This window comes from Phycisphaerales bacterium (assembly GCA_020852515.1).
GTDB lineage: Bacteria > Planctomycetota > Phycisphaerae > Phycisphaerales > UBA5793 > UBA5793.
The window spans coordinates 121008-139971 of record JADZAS010000030.1 but is presented as its reverse complement, the minus strand read 5'-3'; the positions used below and the strand labels follow the sequence as shown (position 1 = coordinate 139971).

At 65.2% G+C, this 18964-nt stretch carries 19 protein-coding genes and 1 pseudogene; 13 read left to right on the top strand and 7 right to left on the bottom strand.

The window, feature by feature from the left end:
- Window positions 1–508: 508 nt before the first annotated feature.
- The 3 genes and pseudogenes from IT430_18060 to IT430_18050 all read right to left on the bottom strand — a co-directional run bounded on the left by IT430_18060 (window position 509) and on the right by IT430_18050 (window position 2577).
- Window positions 509–628, bottom strand: a pseudogene (locus tag IT430_18060) (prepilin-type N-terminal cleavage/methylation domain-containing protein).
- Window positions 629–872: 244 nt separating this feature from the next.
- The gene (locus tag IT430_18055) at window positions 873–1766 is read right to left on the bottom strand and encodes a prepilin-type N-terminal cleavage/methylation domain-containing protein (GenBank protein ID MCC6909844.1); all 894 of its coding nucleotides are present in this window, start codon (window positions 1764–1766) and stop codon (window positions 873–875) included.
- Between the two features lie 328 nt (window positions 1767–2094).
- A complete protein-coding gene (locus IT430_18050) occupies window positions 2095–2577 on the bottom strand; it encodes a polyhydroxyalkanoate synthesis regulator DNA-binding domain-containing protein (GenBank protein MCC6909843.1) in 483 nt (160 codons plus the stop codon).
- On the opposite strand from IT430_18050, the gene IT430_18045 reads away from it, so the two are divergent.
- The 8 genes from IT430_18045 (at window position 2567) to IT430_18010 (ending at window position 7413) form a co-directional block, all read left to right on the top strand.
- Window positions 2567–2830: a hypothetical protein gene (locus IT430_18045; GenBank protein MCC6909842.1), complete on the top strand. Its 264-nt coding sequence runs from the start codon at window positions 2567–2569 to the stop codon at window positions 2828–2830. The two genes, IT430_18050 and IT430_18045, sit on opposite strands and share 11 nt — an antisense overlap.
- A 40-nt stretch (window positions 2831–2870) precedes the next feature.
- Window positions 2871–3380 carry a hypothetical protein gene (locus tag IT430_18040; GenBank protein MCC6909841.1) on the top strand — a complete coding sequence of 170 codons (510 nt, stop codon included), beginning with the start codon at window positions 2871–2873 and terminating at the stop codon, window positions 3378–3380.
- 154 nt (window positions 3381–3534) lie between these two features.
- Entirely contained in the window at window positions 3535–4101 is a 567-nt protein-coding gene (locus IT430_18035) for a hypothetical protein (GenBank protein MCC6909840.1), read from the top strand.
- Window positions 4101–5162: an alpha/beta fold hydrolase gene (locus IT430_18030; protein MCC6909839.1), complete on the top strand. Its 1062-nt coding sequence runs from the start codon at window positions 4101–4103 to the stop codon at window positions 5160–5162. The genes IT430_18035 and IT430_18030 overlap by 1 nt, the downstream gene beginning before the upstream one ends.
- 71 nt (window positions 5163–5233) lie before the next feature.
- Window positions 5234–6046, top strand: a complete 813-nt coding sequence (locus IT430_18025; protein MCC6909838.1) for an SDR family NAD(P)-dependent oxidoreductase — start codon at window positions 5234–5236, stop codon at window positions 6044–6046.
- A gap of 130 nt (window positions 6047–6176) precedes the next feature.
- A complete protein-coding gene (gene fabG, locus IT430_18020; GenBank protein ID MCC6909837.1) occupies window positions 6177–6926 on the top strand; it encodes a 3-oxoacyl-[acyl-carrier-protein] reductase in 750 nt (249 codons plus the stop codon).
- Between the two features lie 77 nt (window positions 6927–7003).
- Window positions 7004–7213 carry a hypothetical protein gene (locus tag IT430_18015; GenBank protein MCC6909836.1) on the top strand — a complete coding sequence of 70 codons (210 nt, stop codon included), beginning with the start codon at window positions 7004–7006 and terminating at the stop codon, window positions 7211–7213.
- Window positions 7213–7413, top strand: a complete 201-nt coding sequence (locus IT430_18010; protein ID MCC6909835.1) for a hypothetical protein — start codon at window positions 7213–7215, stop codon at window positions 7411–7413. The genes IT430_18015 and IT430_18010 overlap by 1 nt, the downstream gene beginning before the upstream one ends.
- A 24-nt stretch (window positions 7414–7437) precedes the next feature.
- Here IT430_18010 and IT430_18005 read toward each other — a convergent pair whose 3' ends face one another.
- Window positions 7438–7806: a hypothetical protein gene (locus IT430_18005; protein MCC6909834.1), complete on the bottom strand. Its 369-nt coding sequence runs from the start codon at window positions 7804–7806 to the stop codon at window positions 7438–7440.
- A 234-nt stretch (window positions 7807–8040) separates the two neighbouring features.
- On the opposite strand from IT430_18005, the gene IT430_18000 reads away from it, so the two are divergent.
- The 4 genes from IT430_18000 (at window position 8041) to IT430_17985 (ending at window position 13087) form a co-directional block, all read left to right on the top strand.
- Window positions 8041–8451 carry a hypothetical protein gene (locus IT430_18000; protein MCC6909833.1) on the top strand — a complete coding sequence of 137 codons (411 nt, stop codon included), beginning with the start codon at window positions 8041–8043 and terminating at the stop codon, window positions 8449–8451.
- A 32-nt stretch (window positions 8452–8483) separates the two neighbouring features.
- Complete coding sequence (locus tag IT430_17995) at window positions 8484–9008, top strand: O-acetyl-ADP-ribose deacetylase (GenBank protein MCC6909832.1); 525 nt, start codon at window positions 8484–8486, stop codon at window positions 9006–9008.
- A 23-nt stretch (window positions 9009–9031) separates the two neighbouring features.
- A complete protein-coding gene (locus IT430_17990; GenBank protein ID MCC6909831.1) occupies window positions 9032–10474 on the top strand; it encodes a hypothetical protein in 1443 nt (480 codons plus the stop codon).
- Between the two features lie 153 nt (window positions 10475–10627).
- The gene (locus tag IT430_17985; GenBank protein MCC6909830.1) at window positions 10628–13087 is read left to right on the top strand and encodes a hypothetical protein; all 2460 of its coding nucleotides are present in this window, start codon (window positions 10628–10630) and stop codon (window positions 13085–13087) included.
- 111 nt (window positions 13088–13198) lie between these two features.
- Here the strand turns inward: IT430_17985 and IT430_17980 are convergent, their stop codons facing one another.
- Window positions 13199–14764 (bottom strand): zinc ribbon domain-containing protein, encoded by a 1566-nt coding sequence (locus tag IT430_17980; GenBank protein MCC6909829.1) that lies wholly within the window; start codon window positions 14762–14764, stop codon window positions 13199–13201.
- Between the two features lie 19 nt (window positions 14765–14783).
- The gene (locus tag IT430_17975; GenBank protein ID MCC6909828.1) at window positions 14784–16706 is read right to left on the bottom strand and encodes a M61 family metallopeptidase; all 1923 of its coding nucleotides are present in this window, start codon (window positions 16704–16706) and stop codon (window positions 14784–14786) included.
- 155 nt (window positions 16707–16861) lie between these two features.
- On the opposite strand from IT430_17975, the gene IT430_17970 reads away from it, so the two are divergent.
- Complete coding sequence (locus IT430_17970) at window positions 16862–17752, top strand: hypothetical protein (GenBank protein ID MCC6909827.1); 891 nt, start codon at window positions 16862–16864, stop codon at window positions 17750–17752.
- Between the two features lie 119 nt (window positions 17753–17871).
- On the opposite strand, the gene IT430_17965 is transcribed toward IT430_17970, so the two are convergent.
- Window positions 17872–18939 (bottom strand): methyltransferase domain-containing protein, encoded by a 1068-nt coding sequence (locus tag IT430_17965; GenBank protein MCC6909826.1) that lies wholly within the window; start codon window positions 18937–18939, stop codon window positions 17872–17874.
- Window positions 18940–18964: the final 25 nt, after the last annotated feature.

Genomic DNA, 18964 nt, shown 5'->3' with positions numbered 1-18964 from the left:
TCTTGGTGCCGCGATCCCAGTTCCACGTCGAATTGCGTCGCGGGTGACCTGAGAGCGTCGTGAACCAGTAACAGTTGAAGAGGTAGGAGCAACCGATGGCCTGATAGCACGAGCGGCCGTCAAGCGGATTCAGACCGCCGCCTTCCTGGAAGTTCCAGCCGCCGCTCTTGTCGGCGGGGCATTCAAAGATGGGGAAGTTGAACTTGTCGGCCTTGTTGAAGTCGTTGGGGCCCAGTCCGGGGTCGAACGTGCCCTGGCCACCGCTCCCGGGAACCGATCGGCCGCCGCGCGGCAGTTCGGGATGGGCGTACTTGTTGAGGGGGCGATCGAAGGGATAGACGCAGGCCCAGTTGAGCGTGGCGCCGGCGACGGGATAGCGGCCGCCGTGGTTGAAGTTCGACCATCCGCCGGAGTAGGGATGCCGAACGGGCATGTAGTCGTCGCCGTCATCCTGATACATGAAAGTCGAGCGAACGAGCTGCCCCATGTGGCTCAGGCAGGCCGTGGTCTTGGCTGCTTCGCGCGCGCGGCTGAGAGCCGGGAGCAGAAGGCCGATCAGAAGAGCGATGATGGAGATCACCACCAGAAGTTCGATCAGTGTAAAACCCCGACGCGGATCTCTGGACATGAGCTGACCCCTTTTCGGTTGGTTTGGCTGGCGCGGCAATGTGCGGACCTGCCCCATGGTCCGCCGTCTGACCGCGCGGCTCAGTCCAGTATAACCGAAGGTCAGGAGTGCTGCAAGGGAAATCTGCGAAAAGCGCCGCAGCCAATCGGCCAGTGGGGAGCGGCGCGGGCGTCGCAGGGGTGGAAAGAGAAAGGGCCCGCACATGCGTGCGGGCCCTCTTGCGAACTCGATTGGTAAGGCAGGTTCAGCGGGTGATGTACTCGGGGAAGACCGTGAAGTACGTCGAGGTGTTGTAGAGCGGGCGGGCCGTGTTGCCATCGTACTCGGTCTGGATCTGGGCGGCGTGGCCGTCGAGGAAGGACCACGAGTTGGTGTCAGCCTGGCCGTGGTGGGTGCGGTCCGGGGCGCGGTTCTGCCAGAAGGTCGCGTCGGTGGGGTCATCGATGTAGCCGACGAACTGGCTGGGGTAGACGAGACGGGCGCGGCGGTACATCTTCACGCCACGATCCCAAGTCCAGGTGCTGCTGCGGCGGGGATGGCCCGAGAGGATCTGGAGCCAGTAGCAGTTGAAGAGATAGGAGCTGCCAATGGCGGCATAGCAGGAGCGGCCGTAGCCGATCTGTCCACCGGTTTCCTGGTAGTTGTAGCCGCCGGCCTTGTCGGCGGGGCATTCGAAGATCGGGAAGTTGAACTTGTCGGCCTTCTGGAAATCACTGATGCTCAGTCCGGGGTCCATGCGAGACTGCCAGTTGGCCCACTGTGCAGGATCCAGGCAGCCGTGCCCGCCGGTGGGCAGATCGGGATGCGCATACTTGTTGAGCGGACGGTCGTAAGGGAGGCAGCAGTAGTTCTGCGTGCCGAAGCTGGAGCCCTGAATCGGATAGCGGCCACCGTGGTTGAAGTTCGACCAGTAGCCGCCGCCGTAGGGTCGCATGACGGGCATGTAGTCTTCGCCGTCATCCTGGTACATGTGCGAGGAGCGGATGATCTGGCCGAGATTGCTCAGACAGGCCGTGGTGCGGGCTGCTTCGCGCGCGCGGCTGAGAGCCGGGAGCAGAAGGCCGATCAGAAGAGCGATGATGGAGATCACCACCAGAAGTTCGATCAGTGTAAAACCCCGTACAGACTTGCGTGACATTCCGCAACCCCTTTCTGAAGGATCGTTTGCTTCGCGTGAAGCGCTGCTTGTCTCTGTTTCGCCTGTGCTGCGAAAAACCCGCCGGTATGTCCCGCGCCGCCGTTCTCCTTCGAGGATCGCAGACGAGCGAGTTGTGCGCAAGCCGAGCCCGGTCACCCGAGCCTGCGTCTCCGGCCACTCCGCCGGAACTTTCCCACCGTGGGAAAGAATAGCATCAAATTAGAGTCACGCTGGCGGCAATCGAGCGAAACGCGAAAAAAAGTAAAAGCCACCCCCGAATTGTTTCCGAACATAGGGCAAAAGTACGAGTCGACAAAGATCGGAACCATTACTCCTGCTCGAGTTCGCCCAGGCGGCGGAGCAGGCGGGAGACTTCGCGGCGGAGTTCATCGACGGCGGCTTCGCGCTGGGCATCCGCCGGCGGCGCGGGCGCGGGAGAAGCAGACGCGGCGGGCCAGGGCATCCACGGGTTCAGACTCCCCATGGCTGCGGCGCCGGGCCACGCGGTTGCGGGCGAAGTGGGGGCCTGGAGCGGCTGCCAGAGGCTGCTCATCCAGCCCCCGAGGGCGTGCTCGTGCAGACGGATCATCTGGTGCAGCAGCCACGCGGGCATGAGGCGGAGTTTGGCCGGGTCGTGTTCGATGAGCGCCTGCGCCAGCGTCTGGTTGGTGATGTCTTCGCCGCTGGAAGCGTCGAGGATCTGCACGACCTGCCCGCGGCTGACCATGCGGTAGAGATCTTCCTGGGTGATGTGGGCGCTGGCGGCGGTGTCGTAGAGACGGCGGTTGGCGTACTTGCGAATGACCGTCACGCCCGGCGGCGCCGGCGGCGCGGCCGCGGCGGGGTTCGAGGCGTCCGCCCTGGCGCGGCGGGGCTTCGAAGAAGGGGATCGGCGGGGGGATGGCTTCTTTTTTCGGCTGGCCATGGAGATCGCCTCGGGTCATCGCCTGAGAATGGGCCTGGCTTGTGCCTATGCACAACTTTTTGTGCAATTGCACAACATCTGGGCTGGACGCCGGGCCGATGTGAAGTATGATAGACCGGTGGATTGGCCGATTTCCTGAAAACCAGCGAGGCCGCCCGAACCGGCCGGGAGCAGCAATCATGAACGCAAACGCACAACAGATCAACGAGACGATGGCGAACTGGAACCGCCAGTGGGCGGACGCAGCCCTGGGCGCTGTCAAGGCCCACGAGCAGTTCGTCACGAACATGGTGACCGCCATGAGTAAGCCCGTCGCCATGGACGCCATGCCCGAGCAGACGCGCGACGCCGCGGAAAAGTGGATGGACTACACCACCCGACAGGCGCTCGAAGGCGAGAAGTTCTTCGCCAACATGATGCGCGACGGCATCGAGCACAGCCGCGAGTTCTTCAAGGCCCAGCCTGAATTCGCCTGGCCGATGGATGCGGAAAAGACCCGCGCTGCGACCGACAGGTTCATGCAGGAGTCCGCCCGGACCACCGCCGACGTGATCAACCGCGAGATGGCGTTCGTGAACGAGCGGCTCAACGACGCGGCCGACTTCGGCCGGGCCATGCTGGGCAACCTGAACGCCACGACCGAATCGACCGACGGCAAGAACAAGCCTCGCCCGGCCGCGAAGGTCTGAACGCGCAGCGGCGAAAGGCAACGAGAGCAAGGCCGCTGCGGCGCACGAGCGACGCAGGCGGCCTTGTTTCACGTCGCCGGGAGGTTGATTTCGCCATCGGCGCCGAGAAGATCGTCCGCGCCGCCAGATCCGGCGCGGCCATGAGGAATCTGCGATGACCCAATCGTCGAGCCAGAACCCGTTCAACATGCCGCCGTTCGACCCCGCAGCGATGCAGTCGGCGTGGCAGCAGATGATGGGGCAGTTCGCCCGCGCGACCGGCCAGCCGGCGCCGGCGTCGATGCCGGAAATGCCCGCCGAGGCATTCAAGCAGATGCACAAGGCGTGGCTGGACGCCATGGCGCGCTGGGCCGACGAGTACATGCGCAGCCCGCAGTTCCTCGAGCAGATGAAAACGTCGCTCGAAGGCGCCCTGGCCATGCGCCGGCAGGTCGATGAGTTCATCCGCAAGGCGACCGAGCAGTCGTACGGCGGATCGCTCGGTCTCTATGACGCCGTTGGCGCCGTGCGCGACGCCGAATCATGGCTCACGCGCCGCCTCGACGAGATGGACCAGCGGCTGCGGGGCATCGAAGCGAAACTCGACGGAGGCGCTGGCGCCGGCGGGCGGCGGCGGGGCGGGAAGGCTGCGGCGCGAGCGAGCACCAGTTCACGAAAGCCTGCGACGTCGAAGAAGAGCAAGAAGAAATCCACCAAGCGCACCAGCAAGAAGGCGCGATAATGTCTGGCACGACTGAAACGGCGATGCAGGGCTGGCTCGAGCGCATGAACATGATGCCCAAGGTCATGGACTACGCCCGCAAGGCCCGCAAGGGCGCGACGGAATTTGAAGTGGCCTTCGAGTCAGGGCCGGTGAAGGTGCGGCGGTACCGTAGCGACGTGCCCAAGCAGTACGCCCCGCCGCTGCTGTGCGTCTTTGCGCTGGTGAACCGGCCGTACGTGCTCGACCTGCTGCCGCACAAGAGCGTGATCCGGCAGTTCCTCAATCGCGGCTTTGACGTTCACCTCGTGGACTGGGGCGAACCCACGCCCGCCGACAGCGACCGCACGCTGCACGACTACATCGAGGTGCACCTGCACCGCATCGTGCAGCACCTGCGCCTTTCGTGCGACGTCGATCAAATCTCGCTCATGGGCTACTGCATGGGCGGGACCATGTGCGCGATGTACACCTCGCTGCACCAGGAACTCATCCGCAACTTCATTCTGATGGCGGCGCCGATCGACTGGTCGGACCGCAGCCAGCTGCTGGCGGTGTGGACGGACCAGAAGTACTTCGACGTGGACAACCTCGTGGACACGCTGGGCAACGTCCCGCCGGAGTTTCTCGGCAGTTCGTTCCGCCTGCTGCGGCCGGTGGATACGTACATCAACAAGTGGCTGGGCTTCTACGAGCGCATGACCGACGAGGCGTTTCTCGAAGAGTTCTTCGCGATGGAGACGTGGAGCAGCGACGACATTCCCATTTCGGGCGAGGTGTATCGCGATTTCGTGAAGTACGGCCTGCAGCAGAACCTGCTCGTGCAGGGGCGCTTCCCGCTGGGCGAGCACCGCATCGACCTGCGCAAGATCAATTGCCCCGTGCTCAACCTGACGGCGGATGCGGACCATCTCGTGCCGTGCGGTCAGAGCCTGCCGGTCAAGGATTACATCAGCAGTGACGACTACGAGGCGATGAGCATCCGCGCCGGGCACATTGGCCTGGCGGTGGGAAGCAAAGCGCATCGCGAACTCTGGCCGCGCGTGTGCGACTGGCTGGCGGCACGATCGGACGCCCTCTAGCCGCGACCCGGCGCTTTGCGCAGGGGAGCGCAGCGGACGGATTTTGCTCGCATGATGCACGGAGGCGGAAGATGCAATTGAGCGATCGAGTGGCGGTGATCACGGGCGGCGCCAGCGGCATCGCGCGCGCTACGTGCCTGGGGCTGGCCCGCGAAGAGGTCCGGGCGATCGGCGTGGTGGATGTGTCCGACGACGTGTTCGCCGCGTGCGAAGCGGGCAACCGCACGCTTGGCCGCGACGTGCTCGTGCCCTTCAAGGGCGATGTGAGCAGCACGGCGTTTCGCCAGAGCGTGTACGCCCAGATGGTGCAGCGCTTCGGCCCCGTGCACATCTGCGTGCCCGCGGCGGGAATCGTGCGCGATGCGCTGGCGGTGAAACTCGACGAAACCGGCAAGGCCGTGCTCTACGACGAGCATCTGTTCCGCAAGGTCATCGAGATCAACCTGCTGGCGCCGATCTACTGGGCGATGGAGATGATCGGCACCGTCGCCGAGGACCGCGCGCGGCGGAAACTTGGGCGCTGGGAGCCCGAGGAGAAAGTCCAGGGGACGATCATCTTCATCGGGTCGATCTCTTCGGCCGGCAATCGCGGCCAGGTCTCCTACGCAGCGACCAAGGCCGGGCTCGCGGGCGCGCAGGCGACGCTGGCCAAGGAAGCGATCTACCACGGCGTGCGGTGTGCGATCATCCACCCCGGCTTTACCGACACGCCGATGGTCCGGGCGATGGATCCGAAGATGGTGCGTGAGAAGATCCTGCCGCTCACGCAATTGCGCCGCCTGCTGCGGCCCGAGGAAGTGGCGGATGCGATTCTGTTCATGATCCGCAACTCGGCGGCCAGCGGCGCGCTGTGGGTGGATGCCGGCTGGCACCCCCCGGCGTGAGGCGAACGAATCCCCGCCGCCATTGCAGGGTATTCACCCCGTAGGAATTGCGCGCGGCAGTTGGTACACTGACCAATAACCGGCGAGGCTTTCCGCCAGCCGGTGTGGCATGCAACGGGAGAGGTGCGTCATGACACAGTCGCTCGAAGGCAAGATCTGTCTTGTGACCGGGGCCGCGCGCGGCATCGGCCGCGCCATCGCGCTGGCCATGGCTGACGTGGGCTGCGATGTCGCCATCAACTTCTCCACCTCGGAGGAGGCCGCCCGCGAAGTGTGCGACCAGATCGTCGCCAAGGGACGCAAGGCCAAGATCTATCGCGCCAACGTCGCCAACGACGAAGAGAATCGCGAGATGCTCAGCCACGTCAACGAGGACTTCGGCATCGTGCAGATCCTCGTGAACAACGCCGGCATCACCCGCGACCGCACGTTTGCCAAGATGACGCGCGAACAGTGGGAAGAGGTGATGGACGTCAACCTCACCGGCCCGGCGTTGATCACACACGCGATGCTCAAGAAGATGATCGAATCCGGCTGGGGCCGCATCATCAACATTACCTCGATCATCGGACAGACGGGCAACTTCGGTCAGGCGAACTACGCCGCGGCCAAGTCGGGGCTGATCGCGCTGACCAAGTCGCTGGCCAAGGAAGTGGCGCGCAAGAACATCACCGTCAACTGCGTCGCGCCCGGCTTCGTGACCACCGACATGACCGCGAAGGTTCCCGAGAACATCCGCGAGCAGATCACCTCGGGCATTCCCATCGGCCGCTTCGGCGAGCCGGAGGAAGTTGCCCACGCGGTGGCGTTCCTCGCCTCGCCGCTGGCGTCGTACATCACCGGCCAGGAAATCAACGTCAACGGCGGGTTGTACATGTAGGTCGGGCCAGGGTGGCGCCGGGCCGCGATGCCGCCCGATAGCGGCGCGAGTGATCGGTCACGCCGATATGGTTGGGCGTGACACCGATCCAGTGGACACTCTGGTCGATCGGTCTTGCGGCGTGCCTCGTCGCGCTGGGCTGGGCGCTCTTCTGGAATCGGCATCGTGGGCGCCTGCGGTGTCCGAAGTGCTGGTATGACATGCTCGCCGCGGCCGGACGGACGTGCCCGGAATGCGGCCGCATGGTCAAACGGGATCGCGACTGGCGGCGCACGCGGCGGCGCTGATGGCGAGCGTGTTTATCGCCGTCGGGCCGTTCTGGAAGGCGCTGGTGGTGCGCTACGCGGATTACCCGCCGAACACGGCGCTCATTCTCATCGTGGCGAACGAGTGGGTTGACGATCCCGACGATCCCCTTGATGCGATGACCTTGGACCACGAACTCATGTGGCGACTGCGGGAGTATCCCGTCTCGTTGCGCGCCTGAAGCGGGGGCTGACGAAGAGCGCGCTCAGCGCCCGCTGCGGCTGGTCTCTTTCGCCGGGGCTTTCGACATGGACTTCCTGGCCGGCTTGGCGCCCGCCGTCTTCCTGGTTGACTTCTTGGCGGATGACCTGGCGGATTTCTCTTCGGACTTCTTCGCCGGCTTCTTCGCGGCGCCCTTGGCAGCGCTTGACGATGACTTCTTCGCGGATGGCTTGGCGGTCGTCCCGGCTGCGTTCGCGGCTGCCTTCTGCTTGCCCGCGTTCCTGATGTTCTGCTCGTAATAGGCGATGTAATTGACAACCGGAACGCGGCGCATGGCTTCGCCGATCACGTCGAGGGGCAGGTCCGCGATCTTGCGGAAGCGGATGCACGACTTGCCCATGTCGAGCTTCATTGCCGGTCTTGGCCCAGGCGCTGCGGAACCACGACTCTTGCGCGGGCGAGCCGTAGATGGACATGAGGTAGAGCGCCATGTGATTCTTCTTACCCTCATTCCGACCTTTTGCTAGGGAGAGGGAGTTTTCCGACGGGGCCTCAACGCGGGGAATAGACCTGATCCTGCGCGGTCATTACGATTTGCAGCCGCTGCTGGCGACCCCACACTCTTTCAGAATTAGAGGAGCAACTCATGACTCATCGACCCTGCCCGCCTCGTCTCGTCCGGTCGCGCGCCGCCTGCGGGCTCGTTCTGCTCTGGCTGGCCCTGCCGCTCACCGCATGCAGCAGCGGGGAAACGACGATGGGACTCCTGCTTGTGCCCAATGCCCGGGCCTCGCTCACCGTCGAAGGATCGAATCCCTTTGTCGTCGTGAACAACAGCGGGCCGGGCGAGGTCAACGTCCTCTTCAAGGCTGCACATCTACCCGCTGATGGACCGCATCGACTGATCCGCGGTTCGGTGGCTCGGACGCTTCGAGACGGGGGCGCCATCGAACTCTCCAATGACTCAACGGAGAAGTGCGACATCATGTTCACCATCGAGAGGTCAACCGGGACCACCCTCGATCAACAGCCAGCCGCACCGCCGGCAAAGCAATAACCGGCGCCTGCCGCTCCCCGCCGACCGTGGTCATGGCTGACATCGACTGCATCATCGCGGACATTACGACCGTGCAAGTCGATGCGATCGTCAACGCGGCGAACCAGCGGCTGCTCGGCGGAGGCGGCGTGGATGGAGCGATCCATCGCGCGGCCGGGCCGGGGCTGCTCGAAGAGTGTCGTCGATTGCCCGAAGTGCGCCCGGGCGTGCGCTGCCCGACGGGGCAGGCCGTGATCACGGGCGGGCACGACCTGCCGGCGCGGTTCGTCATCCACACGGTCGGGCCGGTGTGGGGCGGCGGCCGGCAGAATGAAGAGGCGCTCCTCGCGTCGTGCTACCGCCAGTGCCTGCTGCTCGCGGCGGACCATGCCATCGCCACCATCGCCTTCCCCTCGATCAGCACGGGAGCCTTCGGTTTCCCGGCAGAGCGTGCGGCGGAGATTGCGGTGCGGACCATGCGCGAGACCGGCGCGGAGGTTGAGTCGATCCGGCGCGTGATCGCGTGTTGTCTTGATGACGCGAGCGCCGGACACTACCGCGCGATCCTGAGCGCCTGACCAGGCAGGCACTATGGTTCCCTGTGACCACACTGCACTGGATCCTCTGGTCGCTCGGGCTGCTGGCATGTGTCGGCCTGTCTGCATGGGCGCTTTTCTGGGACCGGGCGCGCGGGCGGCTGCGATGCCCGAGGTGCTGGTACGACATGCTCGGCACGCCGGGGAAGACGTGCCCCGAATGCGGCTGCACCGTCAAGCGCGACAGCCAGTGGCGGCGCACGCGGCGGCGCTGGAAGACGGCGAGTGCGGCGCTGCTTGCGAGTGTGTTTATCGCCGTCGGGCCATTCTGGAAAGCGCTGCTGGTTCTGAGCGTGGACTATCTGCCTGATACCGCGCTGATCATGCTCACGGGCCGCATTTCCTTTGATGAGCCATACCCGGGATATGTCTTCGACAACGAGTTGAGAGGGCGGCTGCAGGAAGGGCCGGACTACTGCGTGAGCCGCTGGAATCGCGCGGCGATGTGGCGCTGGCAGTGGCGGCTGCTGGCGGGGCGCGATGAGCCGGAGATGGCGTATCTGCAGCAGGTGGCCGAGGTCTTCGCGCAGCCGCCACCGGCGCGGCAGGCGCTGGTCGTGACGCAAGAGGAAATGCTCGCGCTCGATCATGATGCGACGGGGACGCGCGTTGGCGCATTGCAGGAGCGGCTGCAACTACCGCGCGACACGTTTCTGGTCGGGTACGAGGACAGCCTGGGCGTCAAGTGGCTTGACCTGAAGGCCGCAGACGGCGCGGCGGCGCGCTTGTATCTCATCTCGAGCATGCAGCTCTTCGCCCTCTTTGCCCTGAGGCGGGAAGGCGATGAGTGGGTCTTCGGCGGGGCGTATGACATTCACAGCAAGTACGCCGACCCGGAGCTCCGCGTCCTGGCCGAGGATGAGACAATCTGCGAACTCGGTTCGATCAGCACGGGCGGCACGGGCACGTGGCGGGGGCTCGCGAGCTGGTGCCGCGTCGATGATACCGGGTTGCGATTCGTGCATGGCTGGGCGACGGGCGGGAATGAGTACTGGAGCAACGGGCCATTCAATTACGAGTTCTCCACCGCCGCGCCGAGCGTCGGGCGCGATGAGCGCGGCATGTACGTCGATCACGCGATCACATTGACGATCACGAATGCGGATGTCTCATGGACCCTCGCTCAAGGCGATCCGGCGGACGCCGCGGCGGTGGCGGACCTGGCCGACGTGTTTCAGCGAGCCGGCGTGGCCCGCTACCGATGGGACGATGGCGACGAACGCTTCGTGCTCAGCGAAAGTGAGTCGGCCTGGACCGATGTGCAGGTGCAGGGCTCGTTCTACGACGACACGCTCTTCATCACCCAGAACTTCGACACGCTCGTCAACCTCGCGACCGGCGACGACCCGGCCCGCCGCGCCTGGGTGCGCCTGGCGCTGACGCGGCTGGAGGAGAGCGCGGCCAAGAGGCGGCTCATTCAGGAGATCCGACTTCGACCCGCCCATTGACGATGTGGTGTTGCCGGAATGGCTGCGGGGAGAGAGGTCAGGCAGTCTTACTCGCTTTTTGTCCAAATCTCCCTCCGGCATTGCTACCCCTGCCGCAATCTGTTATAAACAGAGGATCAATGCCCGCGAGTACACGGGCTTCGGAGAACCGCCATGCTCAGTTTCCTACCAGACTTGACCCAGCGGCCCTGTCGGCGATGGCTCGGGACGCTCTTGCTGTGCTGCGGCGCCGCTGTGGGCTGCGTGCTGTGGACCGCACCAGAGGCGCTCGCCCAAAGCGACTGCGGCGGCTGGGAGCAGATCGAGTATCCCGGGCCGAGCGCGCGCTCATGGCACGGCATGGTGTATGACAGCTCACGCAATGTGACGGTTCTGTTCGGTGGATACAGCGAGTTTCGCAGCGGACTTCCTGACACGTGGGAGTATGACGGCGAGAACTGGACACAAGTCAGCGATACCGGCCCCGGTTCGCGCGTGCGCCATGCCATGGCGTACGACAGCGCGCATCAGGTGACGGTCATGTACGGGGGAGACCTTTCGGCGGACACTTGGGTATGGGATGGCCGCCTGTGGTCGCTTGTCAGTACATCCGGACCTGGATCGCGTTACGCCCATGCGATGGCCTTCGACAGTCGGCGAGGAGTCGTGGTGATGTTCGGTGGAACGCGAGGCAACACCCTCCAGAACGACACGTGGGAGTGGAATGGCGCTTCGTGGTCGCAGGTGGCGACGGGCGGACCCAGCCCGCGATGGTACCACACAATGGCCTTCGATGAAGCACGAGGCGTGACCGTCATGTACGGCCGCCGCAATACCGGCGGTGAAACAGACACGTGGGAGTGGGATGGAATTGAGTGGCGCGAGGTCTCTGTGAATGGTGGGCCGACTGCACGCACGGGCGCCGCCATGGCTTACGACGCCCAGCGACAGCGGACCGTTCTCTTCGGACAGAACTGGGACAGTGACGAGGCGGAGACCTGGGAGTGGAACGGCATTGCCTGGGAATTGGTTGCCAACCGGGGACCAATCGTCCGAACGTCACACGCCATGGCCTTCGACACGCTGCACAACAAGACGATCATGTTCGGTGGGACCATATTGGGATCCAACTCCCTGCGCGACACCTGGTCCTGGGATGGCCGTCAATGGCATTCTGAAGCGCATTCGCATCCCTCAATCCGCTCCGATCACGTCATGGCATACGACAGCAGTCGCGGCGTTTCCGTGCTGTTCGGAGGTTTGGCCCATGCGTCTCTGGGCGATACATGGGAGTGGAACGGCACGCAGTGGCGAGCCGTCTCTTTCGATGGCCCTTTGACGCGGTGGCGCCCCACTATCGCCTACGACTCGCGTCGGGGCGTCATGGTCCTGTTCGGCGGGCGAAACAGCGAAGCAGGTGTACTCGGTGATACATGGGAGTGGGATGGTAACGTGTGGACGCAGGTCTCCGATACTGGACCGCCCCCGCGGGAGGGCAGCGCCATGATCTTTGATGAACGGCGAGGGGTAGCGGTCCTCTTCGGGGGTCGGAACGCCGGGTATGACGAGATGAGCGACACGTGGGAGTGGGATGGCACAAATTGGGCGCACATTTCCGACTTGGGACCGGACGCTCGCTGGCGCCACGCGATGGCTTATGACACAGATCGCCATCTCACCGTTCTCTTCGGCGGGAAACGCGGTACCGAACTCTTTCAGGATACATGGGAATATGACGGGCAAACCTGGGTCCAGGTCGCTGCTGACGGCGCTTCACCTCGCGCCAGGCACGCGATGGCATTCGACTCCTCGAACCACGTGACTGTGATGTACGGCGGTGAGGGGCCACGCCTCGGCGAGGGGCGCCAGACGTGGGAGTGGGACGGCCTTCGCTGGGTTGTTAGCGCACTGGCTCCAACCGAGGTGGCGGGCCGGCGATCCGGAGCGATGGTTTACGATGCAGCACGAAGCGGGATGTTCCTCTTCGCAGGTCAGGATCAAACAGAACACTGGACCGGCGACACCTGGACCTATAGCGGCAAACACGCGTTCACTGAGCAGCCGCAGCACCAGTTCGTTGATCTGCACGAGACGGTGGACTTCCATGTCGCGGTGCGCGAACCGGAGACGGCAACGTACCAGTGGACGTGGAACCGCCGCCCGCTCCGCGATGGCGGGCCGATCTCCGGCAGCCATACCGACACGCTTCGCGTGACCGACGTCACCGGCGACTACACCGGGCGATTGCAGTGCATCGTGCGGCGCGACGGATGCGCCGATCAAAGGAGCATCGCGGCACACCTCATCGTTCTCGACCCGACGATCGCACTCTCAGCCGAATGCCCGGGCGGCGGTGAGGCGGTGTTCGAGTGGTCCAACTGCACACCCGGCGGCGCCATTGCCATCCTCGGCGCCAACGGCCCAGGACAGTTCGTCATCCCGAGCGGCCACGCATGCGCCGGGACGACACTGGACTTGACCGGCGAAGGGCTGACTCTCATCCGCTATGCACAGTCGAGTGCCGTCGGCGATGGCAGACTCGTCAGCGTCGCTCCGGCGCAGTGGTGCGGCCGGTCGCTCCAGATCATTGACCGCGACTCCTGCCGGCCCTCGAACGTGGTGCGCGTAGAGTGAGGGCACGATCACGAGGCCGCGCGGGTGCGGCTGATGCCGGCGCGGTTGCCGGACAGCACAGAAAAGACGCGGCTGGTGCGGGCGATTCAGGAGCGTGCGAAGTAGCGAAGATCACCTCGCCGGCTGCTGCGAAGCGCCGCCGTGGATCGCGTGCAGGTCGAAGATGTACAGGCACGGCCCGGCGGTCGGCTCGCTGTGCCACGTGAGCGCCCAGTGCTCGTCGGGTGAGATGGACAGGTTCATGTCGCCGGTGCGCGGCGGCAGCTGCAGCGGCTGGAGATATGTCTTCCAATCCCGGTCGTAGACGGCGATGGTTGCCGGCGCGGCGGGGGAACTGATGCCCTGTCCTGCGAAGTACAGCCTGCCCGAGCGGCCGCCCTGGATCGACGCGATGCGGCGCAATGGAATCGTGAGCAAATCCTCGGCCTCGCGCATTCCCGGTGACCAGCGCCTGATCGTCTGCTCGGAGATTTCTGCGTACGCAACGGCCAGGAACTCGGTCTCGGTCAGCAGGAGTTCATCCCCAGTCACGCCGACCACCTGCGACAGATCATGCTTGGCCGTGCGCTGCGTGAGTACGGTCTGGCCCGAGTTGAGATCGATCAGATCGCAGCCGGATTCGGGCTGCCGCGGGGCGAGCGCGCGGCGCAGGATCACCGTGTCAGCATCCGGCAGTGCAAACAGCGAATGCATCAGCAACTGCGACCGCTCCGGAAACGAAACGACCTCCGACCACTGCCCCGTCTGCAGATCGCACGCAAGCGTCACGCGATAATCGACGTAGGCATACAGAACATCCCGGCTCGGGTGCAGGGCGATATCGCTGATCCCGGCCCACAGCTCGCCGACCGTCCCGGGCAGAGGCAACTCCCGCACAGTGCGGCCTGACCCGGCATCAATCTCGGCGACACCGCTGCGCCAGTACAGGTAGAAGTGATTCTCGCGCAGCCCGGCGAGTCGCCCATTCCACCTCGTGCCATCGCGCTTCTGAATCGGCTCGTAGCGCACGGTGCGCACGACTGCTCCCGTTTCCGGGTCGATCCGCGCGATGCGCAGCATCGGCAGTGCGTGTCGCATCATCGACCAGCGCTGGTTCGCCGTCGCCCACGCGTGCAGCCGGGCGGAAGGCCAGTCGAACCAGTTCGCGGCGCGACCGGTGCGCGGCAGGTGGCCGCGCGCCGCGTAGTAGACTCCGCACACACCTACCAGCAGAGCCGCTGCGACCACGACCGGCCGCCGACGCAGTCTCCGGCCGTACATCACTCCGCCGCCCGCAAGATCCCGCCCGCACTCGGGGCATTGTTTCGCGTCGCTGCGGCCGGTGAGTCGATAGCCGCACTTGGCGCAATACGGCTCGCCGGGCGCCACCAGCCGCCGGCGACGCCAGCGCCGCCAGAGCATCGCAGCCAGAACGATCAGCAGGATCAGGCTCAGCGCGCTGGCGCCGATCTCCGGCCAGTGCTCCACCGCCACCGGCCAGGCGTCGATGGTCGAGACCTCCATCGACACGTACGGGTGCGACGAGTCGTCGGGCCAGAGCACATCGAGGACCTGGCTCTCGGACGGCATCGTGAGCGACTGGCTCACTTGTGCCGGCGCCTGCGTCACACTTCCGCCAACGTCGGGCGGCACCGGTGAAACAACCAGCGAGGACTCATCGCCTTGACTCGAAGCCATGCAGCCCGTCCCTTTCGCTTCACCACTCCTGTCCGAGCCAGTCGGCGTACTGGGCCTTCTGCTCGTCCGTCGGCTCCTCCACCTTGCGCAGCGTCCACGAACCATCGGGGACGCCGGTCAGCGCGATGTCCACTTCGCGCAGGTGATCCCTGCGGAAGAAGGTGATGTGAATCGACTGCCCCGGATCGAGCGCGTTCACCTGATCATCAAGATCGCCCTGCGAACCGATCCGCTTTCCATTCACGGCCACGAGTTCATCGCCCACCAGCAGGCCCGATGCATACGCCGGGCTGTCGGCCAGCAGCGATGACACGCGCGTGCCGCTGATATTCAAGCCCAGGTAAGCCTTGAGCGGAATTTCGCCGGAAGAAGGCGTGCTTGTTTCTTCGGCGGTTTCATCCTGATCCTCTGGACCCGCTTCCTCACCCGTGCGGCTCGTTGAGCCATCATCCTCGCGCTTCGCCGGCTCGAAGACGAGTTCGAGGCCGCAGGCATCGGCGAGCGATTCGAAGTCGAAATCTTCCGTGCCGCGGATGTGCCGCGCGAAGAACGCACCGAAGTCGCTGCCGCTGATCTCATTGATCACGGCGAGCAGGTCCTCGGGCGTGTAGCCGCCGCCGCTGAGCGGAAAGCGCTCGTACAGCGTGCGCATGACGTCGTCAAGGTCGGCGGCGCCGCCGCTGCGCTTGCGAATGGACCAGTCGAGCGCGAGGCTCGCCATGGCGCCGCTGGTGTAGAACGAGATGCTCGAGTTCACGTCGTCCGGCGTCGACTTGCTGAACTTGATCCACGCATCGAACGAACTCTCTTCGACGCTCTGCACCAGCCGGCCGGGCCGGCGGCGCAGCGCATCGATCGCGTCGCCCATGCTCTGGAGATACTTCGCCGGTTTCGTGTGTCCGGTCCGCACGAGCGTGAGATCATCGTAATAACTCGTCGTGCCTTCCGCGACCCAGAGCAGTTTCGTGTAGTTCTCGCGCTCGTAGTCATACGGATTGATCCCCGCCGGGCGGAACTGCTTGACGTTCCACGTGTGAAAGAACTCGTGCGCGACCAGGCCGAGGAAGCGGTCGTAGGCGCCGTCATCTTCGAACGAGCGGCGCGAGGTCTGCATGACGGTTGAATTGAGATGTTCCGTGCCCCCGCCGCCACCCATGCCCACGTGGGTGATGAAGACGTAGCGCTCGTAGGGAAACGCGCCGAAGATGTCGCGCTGGACGCGGACGATGGCGGCGAAGTCGTCGGTCAGCTTCTGCTCGTCATACTCGATGTCCTCGTCGCCCCAGAGGATGATCTCGTGCGGCACGCCATCGACGTCAAACGTCAGCCGCCTGTGCACGCCGATCTCCAGCGGCGAATCGACGAGCACGTCGTAATCGGGCGCGATGAGCGAGCGCGGATCGTTCGGATCGCTTTCGAGCCCCGTCGCGATGTCCCAGTCCTCCGGCGCCTGCACGCGCACCACCAGCGGATCATCGCGCCGCTGCGGCACGTACACGAATACTGACGAAGGCGAGAGAAACGCGTGCGTGTCATCGACGTGCCGCGTGCGGTCGGCCAGCGAATTGGCGTAGACGCGATAATCCAGCCGGACCGATTTCGCGCCTTGCGTGCGCACGCTCCACGCATTCTTGCGGACTTTCTCGACGGGCAGGCCTTCGCCCGTCGCGGCGTCGCTGGCCCGCACCTCGCGCACCGTGCCGGCCGGGTCGAGCACGGCGTAGCGCCCCGGCCGCCACACGGGCAGGATGAACTCGACTGTCTCGCCGTCCACCTCGGGCACGACGATGGACATCTCGACCATCTGCGTCTGCGGGGCGGGCAGGGCGACGGTGTACTCAATCGGCCCGTCCGCCGCACACGCCGGCAGGGCGAGCAGCATGATCGCCAGAAGCGGCAGGCATCGGCCCCGGCGGGCAAGCGAAGCGGTCAGCGTCGTCAATTCACGTCCTCCCTGCAGATGTGTGAACGGAGCAAAGCGATATCACCGGCCTGAGACGACACGGTCAGCCGTCTACAATCTCTGCCCATCACCGGCGGCGCCGACGCGACGCCGCGCCGGTTCATGGTACGGGGCCAATTGAGGGTGCGGCGGCGATGAAACGAGCCTTTCGACGGATCTGGGCCAGGTCGCCGCGATCGCTGCGCATCGCCGCGGGAAAGACGTGGCGCGTGCGCGGCTGGTTCGAACCGATCCTGCTGGGCGAGAAGAAGGTCAACGCCCGCCTCGCCGCGACCAATCTCTTTTTCCTGCTGGGCAGCGGGCGCTGCGGCACGCTGTTTCTCTCTTCGCTGCTGGCCAAAGATCCGCAGGCCACGGTCCGTCACGAGCCGCGCGGCCATCCGGACATGGAGTCCCGGCCGCGCTCGCGGCGCGAACCCGCCTTTGCCGACTACTACATCCAGCACTACCGCAAGTACGTCATCTACCGCGACATCGTCGATACGGGAAAGAAGACCTACGGCGAAGTCTCATCGCCGCTGCGCTGCCTCGGCGGCGCGCTCCACCGGGCCTTCCCCCACGCGCACATGATGGTCCTCGCGCGCGACGGCCGCGACACCGTCCGCAGCGCGCTCAACCGCCAGATGGGCCGCGGCTTCCAGGCGTCGCACGATCCGGTGCGCCCGCTGCCCGGGGATGCATTCCACGGCCGGTGGGCGTCGATGTCGCACTTCGAGAAAGTCTGCTGGTGGTGGATGGACGCCTACCGCACCCTGCTGCGCGACCTGCCGGAGCAGCCGATCATCCAGTTCAATCGCACGCTCAAAGAGTACGACTACCTCAAGACCAACGTGCTCGATCCCATCGGCCTGCACATCAGCGAAGAAACGTGGACGGCCCACAAGGCGCGCAAGAGCAACAACTCGGCCGAGGAGTACCGCGTTCCCCACTGGCGCGACTGGACCGACGCCGAAAAGGCATTCTTCGACGAAGTCTGCGGCCCCACGATGGAGCGCCTCGGCTTCCCCCGCGGGCAGTGGAGCTAGCCTATTCGCCGGCGCCAATCGCCGCGACGTCCCATTTCTGACCGAAAGCGGCCCGCGCGCAACTGCGGCCCGGGCGCGTTGGCGCCCGGGCCGCAGGGTCGATCCTCGCGTCGAGTCTTTTAGGCCGTTGCCTCAAGCACGAGGTTGAAGGGAGACTGAGCGGCGATGCGCGTGCTCTTGAAGCCGCCGCTGCCGACGATCTCGGTGAGCCGCGCGGGCCCAGCCTGGGCGCCGAGCGAGTCGCCGCCGCTCTGGCTCAGGGCCGAGGGCACGCACACGGCGGCTGAGAAGGCGTAGTACACGCGGCCGATGGGATTGAGATTCTCCTCGAGTCGATCGCCCGCCGCCGGTTCGACGATCATCCACGTGCCGCCGGGCTTGAGCGATTCGCGCACGTGCCGGGCGGCGCCGCGCGGGTCGCCCATGTCGTGGAGCGCATCGAAGACGCACACGAAGTCGTAGCCGGCGCCGTCGAGCCTTTTGGGAAAGTCCTGAGCCGTGGCGATCTCGAAGCGCACGTTGTCCAGACCCTCTTCCCGCGCGTGCTGCTTCGCGTGCTCGATCGACGGCGCGTGTGGATCGAAGCCGATGAACTGCGAGTTGGGAAACGCCTTGGCCATGATGATGGTCGAAGCGCCGTGCCCGCAGCCGATGTCGGCGACGCTCGCGCCGCGCTCGAGTTTTTCGCGCACGCCATTGAGCGAGGGGATCCACGTCTGGACGAGGTTGCTCGCGTAGGAAGGGCGGAAGAACTTTTCGGTGCCGCAGAAGAGGCACTCGTGGTGATCGCCCCAGCCGATGCCGCGGCCGGTGCGGAAGGCCTCGGCGAGCGCTTCATCGCTGCGGATGAGCGAGCCCGCCGAGAAGAAGCCGCCGGCCATGTAGAGCGGGCTGTTCTCGTCGGCAAAGAGCATGGCCTGCTCGGGCGTCATGCTGAAGCGCTCCGTCGCCGCGTCGTACTCGATGTAACCCGACGCCGCCTGGGCCGAGAGCCACTCGCGGATGTAGCGCTCGCTCGTGTTGGTGCCTTTGGCCAGTTCGGCGGCAGTGAGCGGACCGATGCGCGCGAGCGTTTCGTAGAGGCCGAGGCGGTCGCCGACGATGACGAGCAATGCGTTGGCCGTGCCGCCGAGGTCGGTGATGACCTTACCGACGAGCGATTCGAGTTCGGGAGTGAGTGTGGGCATGGTCTCTTTCCTTTCAAAGTAGTAG

Bases quoted from the DNA above. Each gene is read 5' to 3' on its own strand.
- IT430_18055 (MCC6909844.1), bottom strand. From the start codon at position 1,766: ATGTCACGCAAGTCTGTACGGGGTTTTACACTGATCGAACTTCTGGTG.
- IT430_17985 (MCC6909830.1), top strand. From the start codon at position 10,628: ATGCTCAGTTTCCTACCAGACTTGACCCAGCGGCCCTGTCGGCGATGG.
- IT430_18025 (MCC6909838.1), top strand. From the start codon at position 5,234: ATGCAATTGAGCGATCGAGTGGCGGTGATCACGGGCGGCGCCAGCGGC.
- IT430_18010 (MCC6909835.1), top strand. From the start codon at position 7,213: ATGGCGAGCGTGTTTATCGCCGTCGGGCCGTTCTGGAAGGCGCTGGTG.
- IT430_17980 (MCC6909829.1), bottom strand. From the start codon at position 14,764: ATGGCTTCGAGTCAAGGCGATGAGTCCTCGCTGGTTGTTTCACCGGTG.
- IT430_18035 (MCC6909840.1), top strand. From the start codon at position 3,535: ATGACCCAATCGTCGAGCCAGAACCCGTTCAACATGCCGCCGTTCGAC.
- IT430_18040 (MCC6909841.1), top strand. From the start codon at position 2,871: ATGAACGCAAACGCACAACAGATCAACGAGACGATGGCGAACTGGAAC.
- IT430_17970 (MCC6909827.1), top strand. From the start codon at position 16,862: ATGAAACGAGCCTTTCGACGGATCTGGGCCAGGTCGCCGCGATCGCTG.
- IT430_18005 (MCC6909834.1), bottom strand. From the start codon at position 7,806: ATGAAGCTCGACATGGGCAAGTCGTGCATCCGCTTCCGCAAGATCGCG.
- IT430_18000 (MCC6909833.1), top strand. From the start codon at position 8,041: ATGACTCATCGACCCTGCCCGCCTCGTCTCGTCCGGTCGCGCGCCGCC.
- IT430_17965 (MCC6909826.1), bottom strand. From the start codon at position 18,939: ATGCCCACACTCACTCCCGAACTCGAATCGCTCGTCGGTAAGGTCATC.
- fabG (MCC6909837.1), top strand. From the start codon at position 6,177: ATGACACAGTCGCTCGAAGGCAAGATCTGTCTTGTGACCGGGGCCGCG.
- IT430_18045 (MCC6909842.1), top strand. From the start codon at position 2,567: ATGACCGTCACGCCCGGCGGCGCCGGCGGCGCGGCCGCGGCGGGGTTC.
- IT430_18030 (MCC6909839.1), top strand. From the start codon at position 4,101: ATGTCTGGCACGACTGAAACGGCGATGCAGGGCTGGCTCGAGCGCATG.
- IT430_17995 (MCC6909832.1), top strand. From the start codon at position 8,484: ATGGCTGACATCGACTGCATCATCGCGGACATTACGACCGTGCAAGTC.